The 23,262-nt window shown below is 48.0% G+C and carries 13 protein-coding genes; 7 read left to right on the forward strand and 6 right to left on the reverse strand.

From position 1 onward, the window contains the following. The 4 genes from O3C43_00770 to O3C43_00785 all read left to right on the forward strand — a co-directional run. Nucleotides 1–284: DUF4976 domain-containing protein (locus O3C43_00770; protein MDA1065010.1), on the forward strand; the 284-nt coding region annotated here is incomplete at its 5' end. Nucleotides 285–360: 76 nt separating this feature from the next. After that, on the forward strand, nt 361–1,512 hold the full coding sequence (locus O3C43_00775; GenBank protein MDA1065011.1) for an alpha-hydroxy acid oxidase: 1,152 nt from the start codon (nt 361–363) through the stop codon (nt 1,510–1,512). Between the two features lie 75 nt (nt 1,513–1,587). Then, nucleotides 1,588–2,229 carry an SGNH/GDSL hydrolase family protein gene (locus O3C43_00780; GenBank protein ID MDA1065012.1) on the forward strand — a complete coding sequence of 214 codons (642 nt, stop codon included), beginning with the start codon at nt 1,588–1,590 and terminating at the stop codon, nt 2,227–2,229. A 32-nt stretch (nt 2,230–2,261) separates the two neighbouring features. After that, nucleotides 2,262–3,866: a sulfatase gene (locus O3C43_00785; protein MDA1065013.1), complete on the forward strand. Its 1,605-nt coding sequence runs from the start codon at nt 2,262–2,264 to the stop codon at nt 3,864–3,866. Between the two features lie 220 nt (nt 3,867–4,086). Here O3C43_00785 and O3C43_00790 read toward each other — a convergent pair whose 3' ends face one another. Next, nucleotides 4,087–5,454: a hypothetical protein gene (locus tag O3C43_00790; GenBank protein ID MDA1065014.1), complete on the reverse strand. Its 1,368-nt coding sequence runs from the start codon at nt 5,452–5,454 to the stop codon at nt 4,087–4,089. A gap of 397 nt (nt 5,455–5,851) precedes the next feature. Here O3C43_00790 and O3C43_00795 point away from each other — a divergent pair, with 397 nt between their 5' ends. Next, nucleotides 5,852–8,887, forward strand: coding sequence for a DUF1553 domain-containing protein (locus O3C43_00795; GenBank protein ID MDA1065015.1), 3,036 nt, complete (start codon nt 5,852–5,854; stop codon nt 8,885–8,887). A 9-nt stretch (nt 8,888–8,896) separates the two neighbouring features. Beyond that, on the forward strand, nt 8,897–10,273 hold the full coding sequence (locus O3C43_00800; protein MDA1065016.1) for a DUF1501 domain-containing protein: 1,377 nt from the start codon (nt 8,897–8,899) through the stop codon (nt 10,271–10,273). A 1,666-nt stretch (nt 10,274–11,939) separates the two neighbouring features. Here the strand turns inward: O3C43_00800 and O3C43_00805 are convergent. From O3C43_00805 to O3C43_00820, 4 genes are all read right to left on the reverse strand, one after another. Continuing rightward, on the reverse strand, nt 11,940–12,083 hold the full coding sequence (locus tag O3C43_00805) for a hypothetical protein (GenBank protein ID MDA1065017.1): 144 nt from the start codon (nt 12,081–12,083) through the stop codon (nt 11,940–11,942). A gap of 214 nt (nt 12,084–12,297) precedes the next feature. Beyond that, nucleotides 12,298–13,716: a PQQ-binding-like beta-propeller repeat protein gene (locus O3C43_00810; protein MDA1065018.1), complete on the reverse strand. Its 1,419-nt coding sequence runs from the start codon at nt 13,714–13,716 to the stop codon at nt 12,298–12,300. A gap of 53 nt (nt 13,717–13,769) precedes the next feature. Further along, on the reverse strand, nt 13,770–18,410 hold the full coding sequence (locus O3C43_00815) for a neutral/alkaline non-lysosomal ceramidase N-terminal domain-containing protein (GenBank protein ID MDA1065019.1): 4,641 nt from the start codon (nt 18,408–18,410) through the stop codon (nt 13,770–13,772). A gap of 498 nt (nt 18,411–18,908) precedes the next feature. Then, on the reverse strand, nt 18,909–20,222 hold the full coding sequence (locus O3C43_00820; GenBank protein ID MDA1065020.1) for a cytochrome P450: 1,314 nt from the start codon (nt 20,220–20,222) through the stop codon (nt 18,909–18,911). A gap of 165 nt (nt 20,223–20,387) precedes the next feature. Between O3C43_00820 and O3C43_00825 the strand changes: the two genes are divergently transcribed. After that, nucleotides 20,388–21,719 (forward strand): Gfo/Idh/MocA family oxidoreductase, encoded by a 1,332-nt coding sequence (locus tag O3C43_00825; GenBank protein ID MDA1065021.1) that lies wholly within the window; start codon nt 20,388–20,390, stop codon nt 21,717–21,719. A 385-nt stretch (nt 21,720–22,104) separates the two neighbouring features. On the opposite strand, the gene O3C43_00830 is transcribed toward O3C43_00825, so the two are convergent. Beyond that, nucleotides 22,105–23,094, reverse strand: a complete 990-nt coding sequence (locus O3C43_00830; GenBank protein ID MDA1065022.1) for a dienelactone hydrolase — start codon at nt 23,092–23,094, stop codon at nt 22,105–22,107. Nucleotides 23,095–23,262 lie beyond the last annotated feature (168 nt).

The raw sequence follows: 23,262 nt of genomic DNA on the forward strand, positions 1-23,262 counted from the left end.
TGTGTGGATTGCCACCTCGCGAAGGATTGGACGGACAAAGTATCGTTCCCTTGTTAAAAGATCCTCAAATAAAATGGGAACGGCCTGCGCTCACAACCTTTGGTTATAAAAACCATACCGTTCGTACAGAGCGTTGGCGCTACATCCAATATAATGATGGTGGCGAGGAGCTTTATGACCACGACATTGATCCGAACGAATGGACGAACCTGGCTAATATCTCGAAATTCGATTCTATTAAAACTGAGTTAAAGAAATTAATTCCGACAATCAATATACGGTAATCGGATCTGCTTTAAAATACATTGATCTGTCATCGGCTTGTTGTTCTCATTTTCCATAGTCTAATGACGTTTCCCTATGACCGAGGTTTTTAATTCCGAGTACCCTTCCATCGAACATCTCCGCGAAAAGGCACGCAAGCGGATGCCTGGTTTTGCCAATGACTACCTTGAAGGCGGATGTTTTTCCGAAATAAATCTTCACCGTAATACAGCCGATATTCGTGAAATTCAACTGCGCCCGTTTTATCTTCGGGATTATCCGGGTAGTGATTTGAAAACCACGCTTTTTGGTAAAACGTACGATGCGCCCTTTGGCATTTGTCCCATTGGTCTTCAAGGTCTCATGTGGCCGCGAGCAACCGAGATTCTGGCTAAAGCGGCATTTGAGGAAAATATTCCTTTCACGCTAAGCACCGTTGCCACCGCCAGTATAGAAACGGTTGCTGAACTGACCGAAGGCAATTTTTGGTTTCAGCTTTATCATCCGGCCGAAGATCATTTGCGGGACAAGCTACTTGACCGGGCGGAGGCCGCAGGATGCAAAACCCTTATCATTCTCGCTGATACACCCACTTTGGGTTATCGTCCCAAAGAGATTCGTAACGGTCTCTCCATTCCACCGCGGATGTCACTGCGAAATATTCTGCAGATGACCGCCCATCCTTCATGGTCTTTTGGACAACTCGCAGCAGGGATACCAGAATTCAAGACGATGAAGCCGTATATGCCAAAGGGGCTAAATATGAAGCACCTGGGTCTCTTTATGAATAAAACCTTTTCGGGACGTCTGACGGTCGATCGGATCAAGGCCATCCGTGATCGCTGGAAAGGTAACCTGGTAGTGAAGGGAGTGGTTACCGATGAAGATGCTGCCAAAGTCGTTGAGCTTGGTCTCGATGGTATTATCGCGTCCAATCACGGAGGACGTCAGCTAGACGCCGGTCAATCGACGATCAAGCCGATGACGGAGCTCGCCAAGACCTATGGTGATAAAATCACCATGATGATTGATAGTGGTTTGCGTTCCGGTTCAGACGTTGCGTGCGCTATGGCAAGCGGAGCGAAGTTCACTTTTATGGGACGCTCGTTCATGTATGGAGTTTGTGCACTAGGCAAGCACGGTGGACATCATACAATCACCTTGATGAAACGTCAGCTTCAACAAGTCATGGAGCAAATCGGCTGTGAACAGGTAAAAGACTTTCCCAAACATCTCATCGAGCAATGAGGAATAATCAGTAACCTCCATCACGCTTTTGACTCTTCGTCTCACAGTGTTTATCGAACCCCAACTTTCCACCTTATGAAACGCGTTCTTTGTTTTGGTGATTCCAATACGTGGGGATTTTTAATCGGTAGCGACTGTGAGCGCATGCCTGCGGATGTGCGATGGCCTGGCGTGATGCAGGCAGAACTTGGCAATGAGTTTCTAGTCATCGAGGAAGCACAGAATGGTCGAACCACGATGTGGGATGATCCGTGTGAACCAACCGATAAAAACGGATTGCGACACCTGCCTGTCATACTGGAATCACAAGCGCCGGTTGATTTGGTTATTTTGATGTTGGGGACAAACGACTTGAAGAATCATCTTAATCAAAATGCTCATTCCATTGCGCATAGCTGTGGTGTCCTGATTGATCGAATTCTTGAAAGCACATCCGGCCCGAATAAAACTGCACCGAAAGTTTTGCTTATTGCTCCGGTGCCTGTTTCGGTAGGGTATTGTCCCTTTGGCCACCTGTTTGATGATGGAGCTGAAAAATCGACGGGCTTTAAGAAAGCCTATTCTGAAGTCGCAGCTGATCGAGGTATTCCATTTTTGAACGCGGGAGACTATGCACGTTGCCCAGCTCCCGATACGATTCATATCGATGCAGAGGGTTGTGCAAATCTTGGACTGGCTGTGGCAGAAAAGGTCCGGAAAATCTTCTCAAACACCTAGACATTTTAATTTCTAAAACCAAAAACTACCCCATGAACTACCGATTCTTTATTTCTATCGCAGGCTTTGCGGCTGCTCTGCTTGTCGGCTGCACGCTTGCCGAAAAACCTCAGGAAACGAAAACATCTCCCAATGTAATCTTCTTTTTGGTCGATGACCTGGGATGGACCGATGTGGGCTCTTTTGGTAGTAGTTTTTATGAGACGCCAAACATAGATCAGTTCGCTGCCGAGGGAGTTAAGTTTACTAACGCCTATGCTGCATGTCATGTGTGTTCACCGACACGTTCCAGTATTTTAACAGGTAAATATCCTGCGAGAAATAAGATGACCGATTGGATCCCAGGCCGCCGTGACTTTCCTTTCCAGAAATACTTAAATGTTAAGACAGGGCAGTTCTTGCCCTATGAAGAAACAACCATTGCCGAGACCTTGAAAACTCACGGCTATGCCACAAAAGCGATTGGTAAATGGCATTTGGGTACCAACCCTAACACGCCTGATAAACATGGGTTCGATGAACATGTTCCTCGGAATTGGCCGAGGGGAGCACCCAATGGGACGTTTTATGCTCCTTATGAATTGGAAGGCTTGGAAGATGCACCGGAAGGTGAATACCTGACTGATCGGCTGACCGATGAAGCTCTCGAGTTTATCGGACGTGATAGGGACAATCCCTTTTTTCTTTATATGGCGCATTTTGCCGTGCACGATCCGATTCATGGACGTCCTGATCTGGTTGAGAAATACGAAGCTAAGCTGAAAGCGAATCCAACAACTGGAGACACGCCTTTTGTGCTAGAACAGAATCCGGATGTTGCAGAACCGCTAAGCCGCGATTATTTGGATACCGCAATCCAGCAAGATGCCTTTGCGGGATATGGAGTGCTTCCTGAAAGAACGGTGAAAATAAAACAGTACCAGGATAATACCCAGTTCGCCGGTATGGTGGAAGCGGTTGACCAGAGTCTTGGTCGTATCCTTGCAAAACTCAAGAGCATGGGAATCGACGACAACACCCTCGTTATCTTCTTCGCCGACAATGGTGGCATGGCAGGGATGAATGTGGGGAACCCCGAGAGAACCGTTCCAGAAAGTCAATTGGACAGAGCTTTCTCCAGTTCGAATTTACCTCTTCGTGGTGCCAAGGGCTGGCTCTACGAAGGAGGCATTCGTGTGCCATGTATTGTAAAGTGGCCCGGGCAAGGAGAGCAGGGGACCGTTTCGGAAGAACCAATCATAAGTACCGACTTTTATCCTACCATTCTCGAAATGGCTGGATTGCCGTTGATTGAAGAACAGCATCAAGATGGGGTTAGTATTGCTCCTCTGGTTAAAGGAAAAGGCACCTTCGACCGGGACGCCATCTATTGGCACTTTCCTCATTACAGCAACCACGGCATGCAACCTCCCGGCGGAGCCATCCGAAGCGGCGACTATAAACTGCTGGAGTATTTCGAAAATTACACCGTGCAGCTGTTTAACCTGAAAGACGATATTGGTGAACAAAATGACTTATCGAAAGCTATGCCGGAAAAAGTGAATGAGCTACGTAACAAATTACACGCCTGGCGAACTTCTCTCGATGCGGAGATGCCCGAGCCGAACCCGGATTATTCACCCAATGCGGGGCTATGATTTATCGTCGGGAGATCGGTGGGGGTAAGAATTAGGGAATCTGGTTTTAGGGTGTGATTGTTTTTCACTTCGTTGTCGGTCAAGACCTCGGTGCAATTGATGTCAGAAACGAAAGGGTGGCCAAAGTGTAGCAAATTTATTCGCGACTCTTATTTCAAAAACCATCGGGTCGGGACTAAAGTTGCTTACAAAAGGAGGGTGGTGACGAGTGGAATGAAACTCATGGTTCTTCCTCCATCAACTCCCCGAACAATCGGACAAACTTTCGATCAGAGTCGTTTAATAATACTGTTGTTTCGATCAACCAGGCATCGCCCAGATTTTCGATGATCTGATCCGTTACTCCATCGCGGTTCCAAGTAGCGAGTTCAGGCGACGCTCGTGCTATCAGGGAGCTATCCGGAGCGTTTTTAGACCGTCTATACCGTATTGTTAGAATTTGTCTGTCGTTGGCTATTCTCATGGGTACCCCATTGTCGGCTTCTTGCACATGCGGATTAAGGTTCATCAAATATTCCATCAGTGTCTCCAGGCCGTCGCCATCAAGGTCGGCGTTTGGGCCCCAGTGCGTTGTTTCTTTTTCCGGGTCGTCAAGATCGGCGGCAGTAAACTGTCTCGATTGCCAAGCTTCGAAGGAGTCGGGTAAACTTAGAATTTGAAGTGTGTTTGTCTCGGCGAATGCGAATGCGATCTCTCCACCTCCTGCAACGTAAATCCTTCCGTCGGTGGCGACGGGGTAAATACCGTGTCGTGCCAAAGGTAAGGGAATACCGGAACGCCAGGTGTTTGTTCCTGGATTGTAGATGTCCACGCGGTCATGAAGTAGTGGTGTTCCTCCTTCACCGCCGATGACATAAAATTCTCCGAGAATAAATGGTGCGCTTCCCATGCCCCCGCGGCCAAGCGGGAGCGGTGCGAGGGTGCCATCCGGAAGATGACTCGACTTCCATTGGTTCGTCGCGGGATCGTATACTTGCGTTGAGTTTCCCGGACCGCCACTTCGTCCGCCGAAAACCCAAAAACGTTTTCCGTCCGTTCCGCTGGCGGCGTGATTGTGTCCGTGAGGCATCGGCGCCAGGGTTGTCCACGAATCTTCTCCGGGATTGTATTTTGCAACATTGTCAACCGAACCAACGCCGGGAACAGAGCCTCCGGCGACATAAATTTCACCGTTAATCACGCATGAGCCAGTGGACGATGCTGGCCAAGGCATGTCGGCTCCCAGACTCCAGTTGTTTGATTCTGGATCGTAAATCTGCACCATCCCCTCTGCACCAGCGCCGCCACCAATTAGGTAGAGTTTTCCTCCCAGAGCTTGAGCTGCATGGTGATGGCCTGATTGCGGACGTGGTGCTATTGCATCGGAGGGCGCCCAGGTTTCAGATGTCAAATCGAAGACGGCTAGGTCTGCTCCGCTGAAACCCGCGACGTAGAGTTTTCCCTCAACCACTGCAGCGCCTACCTCGCCCAAAGAAATCGGCATGAGTGGTCCCTGTCCCCAGCCCTCTTCGTGCGTTGCCTGAACAGCGGTTTCGCCAAAGAGTATCGAAATGGCGCTAGCTGCGCAAATAATGAACTTCCGAACCATAAACCAAATTGATCAATCGAGACTTGTGGTGCAACCAATCACTTGCGTGATTTATGTAGATGTAGTGACCTAACTCACAAAGTGTAGAATGCGAATGGAGCGATCGGTTGAAGCACGTCGGCGACCAGTCCACCGAGGGTGCACAGCCAAGCCGAAACCATGAGGCTGGTTTTACGAATGTTCTGATTTGATATCCTCTCGACGAAAGCACAGTTACTATTGTCTTCCCTTATGATCTCGCTGGAGGATTCCCCACTTGACCGACTTCGTTCCAAGGTCTAAGGATTGCTGCTTCTTCCCCAATGAATCCAACGTACCGGTTCGATGTAGATCAATGATTAGGTTGGAGCGGTCTGGAATTGGATCAAAAACTGATGTCTTTTAAATCTTGCACCCTTTGATAACTGGCAAAATGAGTTTGATGCTTCAGCATCCAGTCTACCGCCTGGGAATCTGCCTGCTTGGATTCACTATTACTATTGCCGACGGGAAGGTTGATTTCGATCAGGACATTCGCCCGATTCTTTCAGATAATTGTTTCAAGTGCCATGGACCCGATGCCGCGCAAAGAGAAGCCGATCTTAGGCTGGATACGAGATCAGGTTTGTTTGCCGACCTGGACGACTACAGGGTTGTGGCTCCAGGTGACTTGGAGAAGAGCGAACTCTTTTATCGAATCTCCCATGAGAATCCGGAAGAGCGTATGCCTCCTAAGGATGCGGATAGGCATTTGGAAGACAGCGAAATTGCCCTCATCAAATCCTGGATTTCAGAAGGCGCCATCTGGGAACAGCATTGGTCACTCGTTCCACCGGTGCGTCCTGATACGCCTTCGGTTTCTGATGCTCGCTGGGTTAATAATCCGATCGATGCATTTGTTTTGGCGCGACTGGACTTGGAGGGTCTGAAACCTTCACCGAGAGCTGATCAGCGTATACTGGCACGGCGAATACATTTCGATATCACAGGGCTTCCTCCGACTCCGGATGACGTAAAACGTTTTCTGAATGCTTCGGTTAAACAGACCGCAGAACACTTGTTTACATCCCCGGCCTATGGAGAAAAAATGGGCATTCGCTGGTTGGATGCGGCGCGTTACGCTGACACCAGTGGTTATCAAAACGACGGATGGCGGGAAATGTGGCGTTGGCGCGACTGGGTGATTGAAGCTTACAATTCCAATATGCCCTTTGATGAGTTCACGATACATCAGCTTGCTGGCGACTTATTGCCGAAACCAACTATGGACCAATTGATCGCCACCGGATTTAATAGGAATCACCGGGGAAACGCAGAGGGCGGAATCGTACCTGAGGAGTTTCAGGTGGAGTATGTCGTAGATCGTGTGGATACCACTTTCACGATTTGGCAGGGCATGACGATGGCATGTGCCCGCTGCCACAATCACAAGTATGATCCCATTTCCCAGCGCGATTACTATCAGCTGTTTGCTATGTTTAATAACCTGCCCGAAAACGGTAGAGCGTGGAAGGAAGGCAATTCGGAGCCGTGGTTAAAAGCTCCAACGCGTTCTCAGGAAGACCAGTTGGCTGATTTGAAAACTGCGGAATCCAAAGCGCGAAAGGCTTGGGATAAAACCAGGAAGGGTTTGGATCGAACTTTTTCTAGTTGGGAATCGCAGGCTGTTGATTTGCCTGAGAACTGGACGGTAGATTCCGGTTTGGTTTTCAAAGAAACAGGAGTTGGCTTGACTGGTCAGGAATTTGAAAAGGAAGGGAAGTTTGGGTACTTTGACAAATTCTCGTTTGGTGCCCGACTAAAGGTGGAGACCTTGAAAGAGGGGACCATCCTGTCCCGAATGGTTCCCGTGCCGGAAGGGAAAGGACACAATCTTCACCTAACCGAAAAAGGAACGATACAGGCAAATTTCGTTCAACGCTGGCTGGATGATTCTGTGAAGGTTGAAACACTTGATCCGATTCCAAGCGGGGAGTGGGTGCACGTGTTTGTGACCTATGGAGGAACACGCAAGGCGAGTGACATAAAGCTCTATATCAATGGAGTGTCGGTGCCACATAAGGCCAATTATGATTTTCTGAACCAGAACTTTGACTCTGATGAACCACTGCGGATTGGATCTGGCATGGTGGACTTCAATGGCCAGATCGATGACGTTCGCTATTATGATCGGGCACTGACTGAGGAAGAGATCAGAGTAATCTTTGAAACAACTTCTCTTAAAAGTATCCTATCGCTTTCGGAGTCCGAACGCAGCAAATCGCAATCTTCGAAGCTCAAACACTATTTTCTTAATGAGGGTGGACCTGCCAAACTGACGCAGACCTACAGCAATTGGAAAACGGCTAGGGCAGGACTCACCGAATTTGAGGAGGCGATTCCTACGGTAATGGTCATGCGCGACGAGATGCCGCGGCAAACGCATATTCTTAAGCGTGGCATTTATGATCAGCCCGGAGACCCGGTTGAACCTGGAGTTCCTTCGTCACTTCCTCCTTTACCCGACGATTTTCCGAGGAACCGACTGGGTCTGGCCAAATGGCTTGTTTCTGGAAATAACCCGCTCACGGCGCGAGTAGCGATTAATCGTATCTGGCGCGACTTGTTCGGAACGGGCCTGGTCAAAACGACCGAAGATTTTGGGGTCCAGGGAGAGCGGCCCAGTCATCCTGAGTTACTTGACTGGTTGGCGGTCGAATTTGTGGAATCGGGGTGGGACATCCAACATATGCTGACTTTCATTGTTAGCAGCAACACCTACCAACAGTCTTCGCGCGTTGATGAAAGTGAACGTGCCCGCGATCCGGAAAACCGTCTGCTGGCCCGTGGTCCGCGGTTTCGTTTGCCGGCAGAGATGATCCGCGATCAAGCGCTGGCAGCGAGCGGATTACTGCATAAGCAGATTGGAGGTCCAAGTGTAAAGACCTACCAGCCCGACGGACTATGGGCCGACTTCGCTTCTGATTCAAACTATGTCCTGGCCACTGGAAATGATTTGTACCGACGTAGCTTGTACACCTACTGGAAGCGAACGGTGCCTCCTCCCATGATGACCAATTTTGACGCCGCCGGAAGAGAAGCGTGCGATGAAGCACTTCGTAGAACCAACACACCTCTCCAGGCGCTCAATCTGATGAACGATGTAACCTTTGTAGAGGCGGCCCGTGTTATGGCTCAAGGATTATTAATGAATATCAAGGGAGATAATGAAATTCTTAATCGAGCCTATCAGCAATTGCTGGGACGATTGCCGGAAGCGAACGAGGCAAACATTTTACTCAAAAGTAAAATGGACTATCAAAAGCGATATTCGGATGATCAGGTCGCAGCAAAATCATTGATTAGTTACGGTGAATGGTCCGTCGACGAAACCATCTCCGTGGCTGAACTGGCCAGCTGGACTATGATTTGCAGCACACTGCTGAATCTCGATGAAACTGTGACGAAAGAATGACTTTGTAGAATGAAAAAACTAACTCGAAGAGATTTTATGAGTGGAATGGCCGGTGGCATTGGCACCATGGCCCTGGGTAATTTATTGGGTATCGAGCCAAGTCTGCCTCCACGTGTAAAACGCGTTATCTTCCTTTTTCAGTCCGGTGGCCCTTCTCAAATGGATCTCTTCGACCATAAACCTGAGTTGCAGAAGATACGAGCGACTGAGCTGCCCGATTCGATCCGACAGGGACAACGTTTTACCGGCATGACAGCTACCCAGTCGAATTTTCCGGTGGTTCCAAGCATGTTCAATTTTGCACGTCATGGCCAATCTCAAGCCTGGGTCAGTGACTTACTTCCGCACACGGCGAAGATTGTGGATGATTTATGTTTCATCCGCACGATGAAAACGGAGGCGATCAATCACGACCCGGCCATTACGTTTTTTCAAACGGGATTCCAGCTTGCGGGTCGCCCGAGTATTGGCTCGTGGTTATCCTATGGATTAGGAAGCGAAAACAAAGACCTGCCAGCGTTTATTGCCCTGATTTCGGGCAATGGAGGACAACCGCTTTATGACCGGTTATGGGGAAGCGGTTTTTTGCCTTCAAAATTTCAGGGAGTAAAATTCCGTTCCACCAAGGACCCGGTTCTATACTTGTCGAATCCTGAGGGCGTTGATGCTCAAACCCGGCGTCGTATGATCGACGACGTGGCGCAGCTCAACGAAATGCGTTTCAAAGAATTCGGGGATCCGGAGATCCAAACGCGTATCGCTCAATACGAGATGGCTTACCGAATGCAGTCCTCGGTTCCGGAGTTGACTGACGTCACATCTGAACCGGACCATGTTTTCGACCTCTACGGAGAGGATGCAAGGAAACCGGGAACCTATGCCTATAATTGCCTGATGGCGCGGCGCATGTCGGAGAGAGGCGTTCGCTTCGTTCAATTGTTTCATCGCGGCTGGGATAACCATACCGAGCTTCCTGAAAAGATACGTACCCAGTGTAAAGATACCGACCAGGCATCTGCAGCTCTTGTAACCGATTTAAAACAACGTGGTATGTTGGACGACACACTGGTTGTTTGGGGTGGAGAGTTTGGCCGCACCGTTTATTGTCAGGGTCGATTGACGACCGATGACTATGGGCGTGATCATCACCCTCGGTGTTTCACCATTTGGATGGCGGGTGGGGGAGTAAAACCCGGATTCACCTACGGAACCACCGACGATTTCAGTTACAACACCATCGAAAATCCAGTCGATGTCCACGACCTGCATGCCACGATCCTCCACCAGCTCGGCATCGATCACACTCAACTCACATACAAATTCCAGGGAAGACATTATCGTCTGACCGACGTGCATGGGAATGTGGTGAAGGAAATCCTTTCCTAACGAAATTGTATTAACGGCTCAAACCGGAAGATATAAGAAAGGATCCATCCTGCAGTTAAGACTTCGCTGTGAGTCGGTGGTAATTCATGAATATTTGGATGGCGCCCCCCTTCCTTCTTCCTGCCTGTCGCCGAGATCCGGCCGGGTCAGGGCGGCTTCCTTCCAAAAAAACTTTGCCATTGTCATGACTGGTTGGATCGCCTGGCTCTTGTTTCGCACTACCGAGTAAATTCTGACGACACCTCTTCAAGTGACTCTTGCCGCGTTGAAAAACATATTTCAGATACCACTCAGGGTAATCCACCTTGATTACGAATCCCCTTGTCAACCCCCGTTCGGCCTGCAGCACTTTCTGAATCCACGTTTTCATCAATGCTAACACAACATGATTCTGAATCATGTTTTTCAAGGAAATTGGCGTTGATAAATCTCCGCATACAATCATCCTTTGACTTGATCATGAGCTACTTAACAAACTCATTCTTCAAATCGAGGATATTTTTCCCATTAAAATAATCACGTATACCAATAGTTGGAAAGAATATGAAAAACCTCAGATACATTTTACTGGTCTTAGTTTTTGCTGCTACAATACCCTTGCTGGAAGCGGAAAACACAAAGAAAGACTCATTCGTGAAGATCACTGAACTCACAATAAATAACATATTCAAGGCGACACTACTCAGATACAGGATAGATACTGGTTCATACCTGAGCACGAAAGAAGGACTGAAGGCGTTACTCGAAAATCCGGGTACCGACAGATGGCGAGGTCCTTACCTCAGATCATATGACGATTGCCATGATGTATGGGGAAACGAACTAATTTATAGATACCCTAGCACAAGAGATCCAAAAATATTTGATCTGTATTCGCTTGGCCCTGATGGGAAAAAAAAGCGGAGACGACATCTACAACGAAATTTTAAAGAAATAATCTCAACAAGGCGCTTATCGTAACTCCGTAGGCTTCGCCGACTCCGTTCGATAGCTTAGCGTTGGAAAAAAGAATTTTAACCACTGATCAACTTAGAGCAGCAAAGCCGCAACCAAAGTTTAACCTAACCACAGATTGCTCAGATAGACACAGATTTTGTAGGGATTCCTTAACCACGAATGGACCAATTGACACGAATCAGAAGGTAGGGACTGATCGCCAAACTGTCCGATATCCTGAAAGATTGGTTCATCGAATTTCATTCACCATCCAAGATACCAAGCTGGGGCTTCCGCCTCCTAAGACATGCGGCGCGACGTATCCGCCTCCTTCAAATACTGCGAGACAGGTGGCGTTCCCGGGGGAATACAGTTTCGGATTTCGGGTCTGATTCTTTGACTGAATAAATGATTCCGTACCCATGATTCTGTTATAAAGAAATGCTTTCAGCTTTTTGCGTAATTTAGCGCATTTCGTAGTTAAGCATTTTTCTTCGAACTTATTTTATTACCAGCTATTCGCGAGGTCACCGTGATTGGTTGAAATATGAAAACGTTGCTTTAAAAACAAGATTCCACCGGATAGTAGTGCAGATTCACACTGATCCATGAAATGGGTAGGCCATATAAATTTAACCGTCATCAGTGTCATCGGTGTTTGAAAAAAAAAGAAGAGAAAGAATAAATCAGGATCCTAAATCTTGTTTGCGTCGAACCATCTAGATCTCCACTACTGAAAGATAGATTTCCCCCATGACCATGACCCATTCTCGCAGATCTCGCCATAGTTCTTCAACGACGGCGGAAGATCAACACCCCAACTCCAACCAGACGCTGCTTCAAATCCAGACTCGCGGGTTTTGGTGTCAGGCATTGTGCCTTCTGCGTTTTTTGTGGTTTCCACCTCTTACTTCCTACCTCTGGATTGGAGAGCTTAGCGTTGGAGAACTGTATACCAACCACACGCATGATGTACACAGATACGATCCGGATAATTCGAAAAGAAAATATCAGTGTCTATGCAAGGGAAACATTAAAACGCTCAATGTTCATTTCTCATAATCCTATTCAAATCATGATGGCCTGATTTATCTGCTTTTGTAAGCGATGAGGTACTCGATTGTTCTGAGGTAGGCAGTGTCGCCGTCGAAGATAGGAGTACTGCGGTTCTCTCCCAGGTCGAAGCGGGCGTGCTCCTTATATGTTGGGCCTGGTTGGATGAATACTGCGAGTCCGTTTTCTTCTCCTACCAACAGTTTGTCACCGACCAGCGTTACTCCGGTGAATGCCCTGCCTTTCATGCCGTCGATTTTTTTAGAAAAAAGAAGCTCTCCAGTGGCGGCATCCAGTGCCTGGAATTCGTTGCCCATGGAGATGATGTAAGTGATGCCTTGATGCGTAACAGGTGAGGCGTAATACCGTTCTTTGGAGACTTCCGAGTACCAGACTTGGGTAAGTCCGGTTTTTTCCAATGCTTTCTTGGTGCTTGGAATCTCCATACAATAGGCATCGCCCTGTATGCCGGCTGCGCCATGAACCACGTAAACCCGGTTTCCTCCGACGAATGGAGTGTTGAAGAATGCGAATTTCTTTTCAGGAATGTCCCAGTCTTGTGAAGGCAGTTTTTTGCCATCTGAGACACGCATCAATTCTCCGCGCACGGTATAAAGGTACCATTCATCTTCTAACTGAAAGGACGCCGGTGGTCCAAAGGTTGCGGGATCTTTTATACGCCAGAGTTCCTTTCCCGATTCCGGATCGAGTGCCGCATAGTCACCCATGCGGAGTATGAGTTTACCACCAATCAACTGAGGGGAGACCGCGGTGCCGAATGCGTGGTCCGGACCTTCCATGACTTTCCCCCAAATGCGATTTCCGTTCAAGTCATGTTTGGTGACAATTCCCATTCCGTTGCCGGTGTAAATGTAGGTGCCATCTGAGCAGGCAGTCATGGATGCATAACCGTTGGTGTCGTGGGTTTTGGGTTTGATGAATTGTTTGGGAACGGTACCGGCTTCTTGTTCGAGTTTCTTCTGTTCGGCGTTGGCGTCCTCCAGCTGGCTTTGAAGTTTTTCGTTCGACTTGTCGCTTCGCAGCTTTCGGGTCAATTCGTAGACTTTGCGTTTTGCGGGCTCCAGAAGTTCAGTCAGGTTTTCATTGGCTTCAATGATACGTTTGATCTCTCTCCGTTCTTCATCTGGCATTTCAATGACATCTTCAAATGAGTTGGAGGTTCGCCAGAGTGTTTTGCCCGTATTGGCATCGGCGCAGATGAGGTCTCCGGGTTCTGCAGTATAGAAGAGTTTCTGGCCTACAACGATGGGAGTGGCGTTTCCGCGAATGGGTGTGTCAATCTTCCAGAGGACATTGTCCTGATTGTCCCAATCAATAGGGGCGGTTGTGTCGGGGTAGAGTCCGAAGCCGCCATTGCGCCAGGAAGTAACGTCAGCCGAAAGATTGTTAGCAGCCAGACTAAGGCCTAGGGGAAGCAGGGTAGAAAACTTCATAGGGTAATTGGAAACGGTATTTTTGGAATTGGAAATGCAATTCTATGAATTAATTAGGGCACCGGAATCAATCGCAATTCTCTCAGACTCAATTGCGGGCCGTCGAGCTGGTGTTGGAGTTTAAACACCGCTTTGGGAATATCCTCCTCAATCAGGACATTACCAAATTTTCTCTGACGGAATCTGTCAACTCCACCGGAGTAGACCACGGCTCCGGTGACAAAATTGTCGTTGATGGATAGTTTAAAAGGACGTCCTGCATATTCTACTGCCATAGCAGCATCGGCAAAGATATCGTAGTAACCGGCTTTCAGGTCGTAGGCCGTCCATTCGAGGGTATCGCTTTCCGAAACGTAGTCAAAGGAGCTCTGATCGCTGTTGTAGTAAACCGAGGGGCCCATTGCTTTGCCCCGGTTCGCGGTAAGTCCGATGGATCCGTCTGCGTCGGTCCGGATTTTGAGGGAGTCATCCGATGCGTTGAGAAAGGCCAGGAGATCTGCCATTGCTTGATGGTCAAGTCCCAGTTCAAGACCTTCCGGCATTAAGGACATGCTGCTGCTTTCCAGCGAACGCATATTTTGGCGGAGCATGGTTTGTTTGAGACCACCGGTGGTGGTTAATGTGACGCTGCTCGTTGATTCATCTGAAAGAATCCCTACGGCGGTTTCGTTGTTCGTGCTTGTTGCGATAAACTGATTGAATTTATCTTCGACCGCACGATTTGGGTCGAGGATAGCGATGAGCAAGGCTGGTGATGATTTGTCGGAAAGCGCCGTTAGATTGGGGCCGACATCGACTCCGATTCCATCCATGGCATGGCAGCTTGAGCACAAATTCGTAAAGTGGCCTCGTCCCGCATTGGGATCTCCGACCAGGTTTAAAACCGGTTGGTAATCTTCTATTAGCTGCTGACGGTTCGAGTTGGTTGTTTGCTGGAAAACGGTTTCAGCAAGTTGGGAGATAGTGGGATCCCGATGATTGCTGAGTTGGTTACTTTGAGTGATAGAAAACGATTTTGCGATGTCGGTTTGAATAGCAGCCGTTTTAAGAAGCTCGATTGTCCAGTTGTTTCTTGAGAGTAGGGTGTCCACGATTTTGCTGCGGACTTTTGGTGAATGAGCTTTCCAGTTCTCCAACAGTTTCTCCGGTGCTTGGGCTCCAAGAAGTAGTGCGAGGCTGTCGACTGAGGCGAGTTGAAGTTCGGTTGGATTACTGGGTCCAAGAAGCTGAAACGCTAATTCGGTATTGGCTGCTTTTCCATCCTCCTGAAATGATAAAACTTGCAAAGCTAGTTTACGCTGGTCGGTGGTAGCTTTTGGGTCATTTGCTATGGAATAGGCGGTCGTGAATATTTCCCCTTCTTTCCTGTTCAGGTCCTGATTTTGATTCGCTACCCAACTTCTACCATTTGAGAATCTATTCAGCACGGTTCGATAGTCCAGATAAGCGGTGAGGTTGTTTATTACAGGATGATCTGTAGTGCGGGTTAAAATTGAATTTAGCAAGGTGGGCAAGGCAGTGTGATTTTTGGTCCCGGTTGCAGTCTGAATGAGGCCCCTTAGAAAAGGTTTCAGCTCGGGATTCAGAACATCGCTGCCTAATTTCACTGCCAGGGTTAATTGATGCGGTATCGCGGAGCTAAGCACGGCGGAAGTCATCAAATCATCTGTGGCGTTTTCTTTGGCGATTTTGAGCAAGGTCTCGCTGGCAAGTGTGGATGAGGATTCTCCCAAGCTGTAAGCAACCTGCATTCGAACCTGTGCATCGTCATAATCGGCTAGGCCGATGATCTTATTTAAGATTTCCTCATCTTCGATGAAGGTCGTGCTCAACTTGAGTGCTTGAATCCTGACTCCGGCAGCTGAATCACTCAAGGCACCGAGCACAGCGTTTTTAGTTAAGCCGTTCAATTGTGATAAAACCGAGAGCGCCTGACCGCGGGCCTCGGGTAATCGACCATTTCTCACCATGGTCACCAGTGCCGGGTTAATCCCGGAGTCGTTTCTAAGTAAGAGTAACTGATGCGCCTGGTCGCGTTGCCAGCGAACATCGGAATCCAGCATCACAACCAATTTGGGCGTGTTCAGCTTATCGAAATCAGGAATCTGGGTCTGCTTGGCTCCTTTTTTCGAAATACGGTAGATGCGTCCTTTGTCGTGTCCTTCGCGTAAGTTCAGCTTTCGCTGCCAGTCCTCCGGAATCCACTCGGGATGTTCGATGGCCAGACGATACATGTCGGTGATATAGAGGGCTCCATCCGGGCCGCTTCTAATGGATGTTGGACGGAACCAATTATCGGTGGATCTTAAAAACTCGGAATCTTGTTCCTCTGGGGCTCGTTCGCTTCTGAAGCTTGTGCCGTTGGCAAACAACACAGCGCGGGACACCAGATTGTGAACCGGCTCAGCCACAAATGAATTCCGGACAAACGCCTCACCCAATGCAGAGTCCTCGTAAATCATAAATCCACAAGCTGAGGTAAAGCGGTTTGATTTTTCGTAATCATTAAATCGGCTGAGTGTTTTGCTGATGGGAAACACCGGTCCTGCTGTAGCGATCTCCGGTAAGAAGACCCGGGAAGATGCATAATTCACGTGAGGGTTTCTGTTGAGATACTGATCATCGAGTGCGAAGTGCCAGCCTGGGTACGAGTTACTGTTCCCAAACCAGTTTCCCCAGGAGTCGCGATTTCGGCCATACTGTGAACGGCCCAAAATGGCTTCGATCTGACCGGTTTCCGGTTTGATACGTAAATCGCGTCCATCGATGTCGATGGCTTTATCGGAGCCTATGGGTCGAACGTTTCCACCGCTATCGCCATTGGCCAGATATATCCATCCATCAAGCCCCCATTGCATGCCGTTGACCAGGTGCTGTTGGTTTCCCAGGTTGAAGCCGGTATAAAGAGGAGTGATTGAATCCGCCTTGCCATCGTCATCTGTATCGCGCGCGTAAAGAATATCCGGTGGAGTGGTAATCAGCACTCCGTCCTTCCACGGAAAGACGGAAGTGGGGAAGGGGATGGCATCCAGAAAAAGCGTCGATTGGTCGTACTGTCCGTCCTTGTTGCTATCGACCAGATATCGAATGCGACCACCGCCTTGTCCTTTTCCGTCAAGGCCCAAAGGATAGTCAGCCATTTCGACAACCCACATGCGTCCATCGGGTCCCCAGGCGACATCGATCGGATCCATGACCAGTGGTTCAGCTGCGACCAACTCAATTTGCAAATTGGAATGAATCTCCATCGTCGCTAATGCCTCTTCCTTTGAGGTCGGTGCCGGCATAAAATCCAGGGTGGATTCCGAGTAGAAGGTATGGGGAATCTGTTGCAACACTTCGTCGAGCACCAGGTCCTCGGTATCGGGAGACAGTCGTTGTGGTTTATCATAGAAATACATGGATCTATCAACCTCGTACCCGCCTTCATCATACAAGCGTCTCGAAGCAATATAGGAGGGAATTGCGTTGGCATAGGCGCTTACCCAAAGTCGTTTTTTGTCAAATCGCTCTTTCAGTTTGATGGAGTAATCGACGACAACTTCTCCAGCGAGAAAGACCATGGCCAAGTCTGTCCCGAAGGTCCAGGTCTGGATCGGGTATTCCATGGAGGTCGGTAAAGTTTCTCCCTGATCCAACCGCTTCAGAACCTGTTGTGCATAGTAGTTCGATATTATTTCGGAATTTGCGTGCGTTACCCATTCTTCACGGGTCGGCAACGGATCGAAGGGGAGAGTGATATGTTCAAGCCGGGTTTCCGGAACAGTTGATAACGGAGTCATTTTGCCTTTTATGATACGATCCACTTCGTCTGCCAGCGTTTTACCGTGTTGAAGAACCTCCTCCATGCTGCCCCGGGGATTGGGGTTTGAATCGGCCCCGCAACCGATGGCGATCATGGCCGTAACACCCGGATGCCTCTGCTCAAGCAAACGCTGCGCTTCACCTGCCCAGTCACCATGGATCTCGTTAAAGTTCCCGCCCAAGGTAGTGCAATGGCAGGCGTAGTTTGTCAGGACGGCCAAAAGGTCTCCGTGTGTGTCATTGATTCGCATCACGGGTAGCGAATGATCGACGGGTCCGTCTGGCTGGTTCCCAAAGCCCGTCCATTGGCCATTTTCAAGGACACGACGATTCCCGGCAAAACCTACTTCGCCTTCGCCCCAGGCCAATGAACCTGGCTTGAGATTTTTGATTGCCTGGCGACAGACCTCCGCAACCATATCGGCGAGTTTTGCAGAATATCGTTCAATGCCTGACCAGTGGTCGCTTGGAATATCGGCCATGAAAATAGGATCCAGGACATTTTTCAGGTGAGGTCCTGAGTGAGTATGGGTCGCGCAAATAGCGATTTTCGAGGCGGGGATGTTCAGCTCTTTTACAACGCTTGCCTTTAACCAGTCGGGAACGCCTATCAGGTCGAGGGTTACAATAAGGGCAGGCTCATCTCCATCGCCAATTGCCAATGCCTTGGCCGACAATTTTCCTTTTACCCCTTCCGATAATTCTCTTCGGCTTCCATAACCGCTTAAGCGAATAGGTTCGTCTGGAGTAATGTCGATGGTTGCGACACCGACATGCAAGGTTGAGGGTGACTCCGAAGTTTGGCCATCGGGCGTTTTGACTTTCGAACAGGCAGTTACCAGAAAGCAGCAACTGAAGGTGATAATCGGGAAAATGTAATTCGGCCTCATTTTTAGGGTAGTTCAATTACTCAGAATCGAAGAGGAAACGAGAAACCAATCAGTTAATTATTTTGGATGCAATAACACGGTGAATTCTTTGGCAGGCTCGTAGTATGCGATTCCTCGGCTGGGTGGTCCGTTTCCCAAGCCTTTCAAATTATAATTCATCGACAAATAATATAGGTGTAAAGTCTGCATATTTGAATCGAGGCTGCCCTGTGTGGACAACGATGGTTCCCAAGTCCAAAGGAGACATATTCATCCAGTGAAAATTTCCGACCAACAATTTATTAAGGACTAAAAGAAAACGGATTCGGGAAATACATCTACGGATTTATGTGCTTCCCGGATCGACAAACGAACGATCGACTCTGCTTTTGGAAAATGAAGTTTGTGTTTCGAAAAGATTCAGCAGAACCACTTCCAGCAAACTTGAATAAACCCCATGGAATTACGGAATTTATAGAGAATGGTGCTGGCCATTTTAAATTAGCCATTTCCTTGAACTCATTGAATTGGCATGAATTTTACGGTGAAACTTTTTGCAGGTTCCCAATGTGACCTTTCTCGGCAGGCGGGACCGTCACCATGAGCCTCTACCTGATAATGCGTTGCTATGGTTTTGATAAGAATCATGCTCATGCGTAGTGCTGTTTGAGCCAATGGGCAACAATGATGGCCAATGCCAAATGGAGCGTATTCTTTTAATGAAAAATTAGTTTCAAGAAAGCGACCTGGCCGAAAGGCAAATGGCTCCGGAAATATCTTAGGGTTTTTATGAGCTTCCCATAAACAGATGCGAACAAAAGATCCCTTTGGAATTATGAAATTATTATAATGCAAATCGCGATCCAGAACCCGTATAAGGCGCTCTATCTGATTTAAACGTAAGGTTTCCAAAACAAATGCCCGCGTTGTGTTTATTTCTTCGCTGGCAAGGTCGGCATCTTCTCTGGCAATTTCTAATAAGATTTCCGGATGATTGCTGGCAAACTTGGACATCCAACGAAAGAGCCCAACCATGTCGTGACGTCCCATCTCGACCATGTATATGAGGTTGCCGAGGCTGGTCTCATCGACCAGATCAAGCGCATGCATATTTCCAAGAATACTTGAAGCGTTTACCGACAAAACGTCTTTGTTCCTTTGTAGAAGGAAATCCCTGATTTCGTTAAAGGCGGTTGTTTGCTGTTCCCCAATGTCAAAATTAAATTGGGTGTTTCCCAACAAGCTGTATTTTTCCATTACCCAGCGGTAGTCAGACGAATTCGCATCCAAGCCGAAGAAAATGTTTAAAAGCATACCGGTTGAAATGTTATGCAGTGTTTCAATATAAGCTTCTGGATCGTTTGCTCCGTTCGCAGTTTTTCCCACGTATTCTTTCAGGGCGATTTTGGCTATTTCGGCGTGTGCATTTGAATTTTGATTCATGATTTCCGGGGAGATTCCTTGGATCAAAGCGCTTCTATACTTTTTGTGATCGTCTCCTTCTAACTGCCGAAGGAATCCTTTAGGAAATAGAGATTCCAGATTTACGGTTGGCATGTGCATATCATTCTTAAATTCGAGTAAGAACTGATGAGCCATTGGCAGGTCGACAATGCAGGTGAGAAAATTATTAGCGTTTCTTCCTTTAAAAATGGGACCGTATCGTTCTGTTAGCTGGAGAATCAAGTTCCGGTTCAAGCGCTCCTTTGCATAGAGTTGAATGAGCCGCCCAGGTGGCAATTCGTATTTTGAAAACAAGTAGCGTTGGGCCTTTAGCCACAAAAATGCTATAGAAACCAGAGCCTGGGTTTTTAACTTAAGTTTTCTGATCATTTTTAAAATTTGTAAGAGTTGAATACAAATCCAATGCAAAGCCAAGTCTGCTTATTGTTGAGATTATCAAGATAAGGTTTTTCAAAAGATCGGTTCCGGTTTAATTTTTTATGATCCAATTAAAGAGTCTGGACGTGAGCCTGTTGAATTGAATATTATTTTCGGATGTCTGATTCCCTACCTTCATTTTCCAATTCCCTTGAACCCACTAAAACGCTTTCCCGAAGAGCTTTTCTTGCCAGCACCGTGGTTGCCGCACCCATGATTTTGGCAAGCGGAGTATTGGGTGCCAATGGTCGGCCCGGTGCTAATGAACGTATTGTTACCGGGCACATCGGCGTAGGTGGCAAGGGTAGTAGCCATTTGAAAAGTATCGGCGAGCATGTGGGTGCATTGTGCGATGTGGATGCTCATCAAGTTGAGAAAGCCGCGCAACTCGTAGGTCGAGCCGTTCCCATATACTCCGACTATCGGCACCTGTTGGAACGGAAGGATTTGGATGCGATTGTGATCGCGGCGCCGGATCACTGGCATGCATTAATGATGATTCACGCCTGCGAAGCGGGTAAGGACGTATATGTTGAAAAGCCCGCTTGTAAATATATCGAAGAAGGCCGGGCCATGGTGCGAACAGCGCAGCGCACAAAACAAATTGTTCAGGTCGGTTCTCAAGGACGTTGTCACCCTGGTGCGGCGGCGTTAAAAGCTTTTATCAAAAGCGGTGCAATCGGGCGAGTTACCCGCGTCGAATGTTGGCACAACGATAATCCGATCGGTGGCGACCCTATGAAAACAACGAACCCTCCACCTCAATTGGACTGGGATATGTGGTTGGGTCCTGCCGCGATGCGTGCTTACAATCCGGATTATTGTCATCGGAATTTCCGTTGGATGATTGATTTGGGAGGAGGGCAAATCCGTGACCGTGGTGCTCATGTTTTCAATCTTATTTCCTGGATTCTGGAACTGGACCGCACTGGACCGTCCCGCATCGAAGCGAAGGGTAAAGTCCCTGAAACGGGCATCTGGAATTGTCCCACAAATTTTGAAGTTACCTACGAGTTTAAAAAACCTGACATCAGCATTCACTGGGCACAACCGGGGGAGCGCGCAGCCGATTTTGAATTTGGAGCGGTCTACCACGGGACCAATGGGAAAACGGTTGTTCGTGGAGGTGATGGGCGAGTGTTTTTAGATGATCAAGTGATCGCTTTTGCCAACTCCAACGAAATGCCCTACGAATTGCCCAAAGGAGTTCCCGCTCATAACCTCAATCTGGAAAATTGGTTTGATTGTATCAAAACCAGGAAGACACCTATCATGGACATTGAATCCGGTCATCGGGTGGCAAGTATGTGTATTTTGGCAAACTTGGCTTATCGGCTGGAGAGACCTATTGAGTGGAATGCTGGCCGTGAACGATTCGATAACGACAAAGCGGCAAACTTGCTTCTGGGAACTCCAGGGCGGGGAAAATATAATTTGTTGTATGCTTGATGGGTGTGTCGAGGTGTAATTCAGTGAGTACCATAGAGTATCTTGCCTGGGTTGCATTGTATGGATGTAAGCACCAAGGAAGCCAGAGCCATATCGCAGCTGCATGAAGAAAGAGGTTTGTCTTTGATTGTAGCAATGGTGCGCACGTTTCGCCGTAGTCTCAGAAGGCGGATGACACCATTGATTTTTTCATTCCGGGCTTCTACGCCTCTATGGTCTTACGACCATGACTACACCTGAGAAATTTAACTGTAGGAAGGGAGCTTGCTCCCGATTTGATATTTCTTGGACAAGGCGAATCGGGAGCAAGCTCCTCTCCTACAATCAAAAAATGTAAACGCTGAAATTATGGCAGTTGTGTAATAAGATCAGCAAGATGCCTGCGCTACTTTTTCTGCCAGCGATCTTCTTCTTCAAGGACGTCCCGAACCTGGTCACTTTTTAGCCAGGCTTTTGCGTCTTTGTCTTTTCTCAAATATGCGTCCCAAAACGCAGTGCTCAGAGCGAGTATCGTTTTATGGTGATTTGGGTTCCGTGTTTGCTTGTCACCTGACAAAGCTCTTTCTGAGAAGGCGCTGTGTTCCGCGCCGTCGAGAACCAATTCATATTTGTCACCCTTCGGGAGTGCTGGGAATACGCTCAGTCGAGAGTCAAGATCAGCATTGCCGACCGGGGATATGTCTTTTGTGCCTGTCATGAGCATCCAGGGGATTTTAACTTTTCCAAAAGCTCGTTCCGGTTTTCCTATTTGTGGGCTACTAGGACTAAAAGCGACCGCGGCTTTGATGCGGTCTTCTGTATAATTGATCAATCCTCCTATTGCCTGTTGTCCACTAACCGCCTGGGTTGTAATCGCTCCAAACGAGTGTCCTGACATTCCGATAATTGAGAGGTCGAGTTTTTGATAAAGTGGATGATCCTTTTTTGAATTCCAGGATTCTAATGAATCGATAAGCGCGGGCACATCTTCATAGCGTAGCTTAGCGTTTTCCGCACTAGCGGCTTTTTTCAAAGCGTTCATCATTTCCCGAGGTTTTACACCCTTCCATACGGATTCGTCACTTCCAGCGTGTTGCATGAAGACTGCAAGGTATCCCCGCTTCGCCCAATGATTTCCAAGGTAAGGATTATTATCCTTGGAACCTCCCAAACCATGACTGAACAGAACAACGGGTGACGATGAATCAGAGTTTGGCAAATAGACTTTTACCGGAATCTCGCGGTTACGCTTTTTGTCCTTCACCACGAAATCGTGAGTTTCGATTATGGCGTCTTCTAACGTTTTTAATGGGTCGTACGAACTATCCTTTGCGGTTAGAAAATTAATGCTTAAGGCCAGGATCAAAACGGTAACTGAGCTGATTGGTGTAATCATATTTTCATGGGATACAGTAAGATAACTCCGAAACGGCTTCGCTGGTTTCAATTTTGTGGGGCAGGGCAGATAGGAATGGATCGCTGTGGAGGCAGAATTATGGGTATTGGGGACGAGTAGGAGGAAGAGTAAGACGAAGAGTAAGACGAAGAGTAAGAGGAAGAGGTG

This window comes from Verrucomicrobiota bacterium (assembly GCA_027622555.1).
Classification (GTDB): domain Bacteria; phylum Verrucomicrobiota; class Verrucomicrobiia; order Opitutales; family UBA2995; genus UBA2995.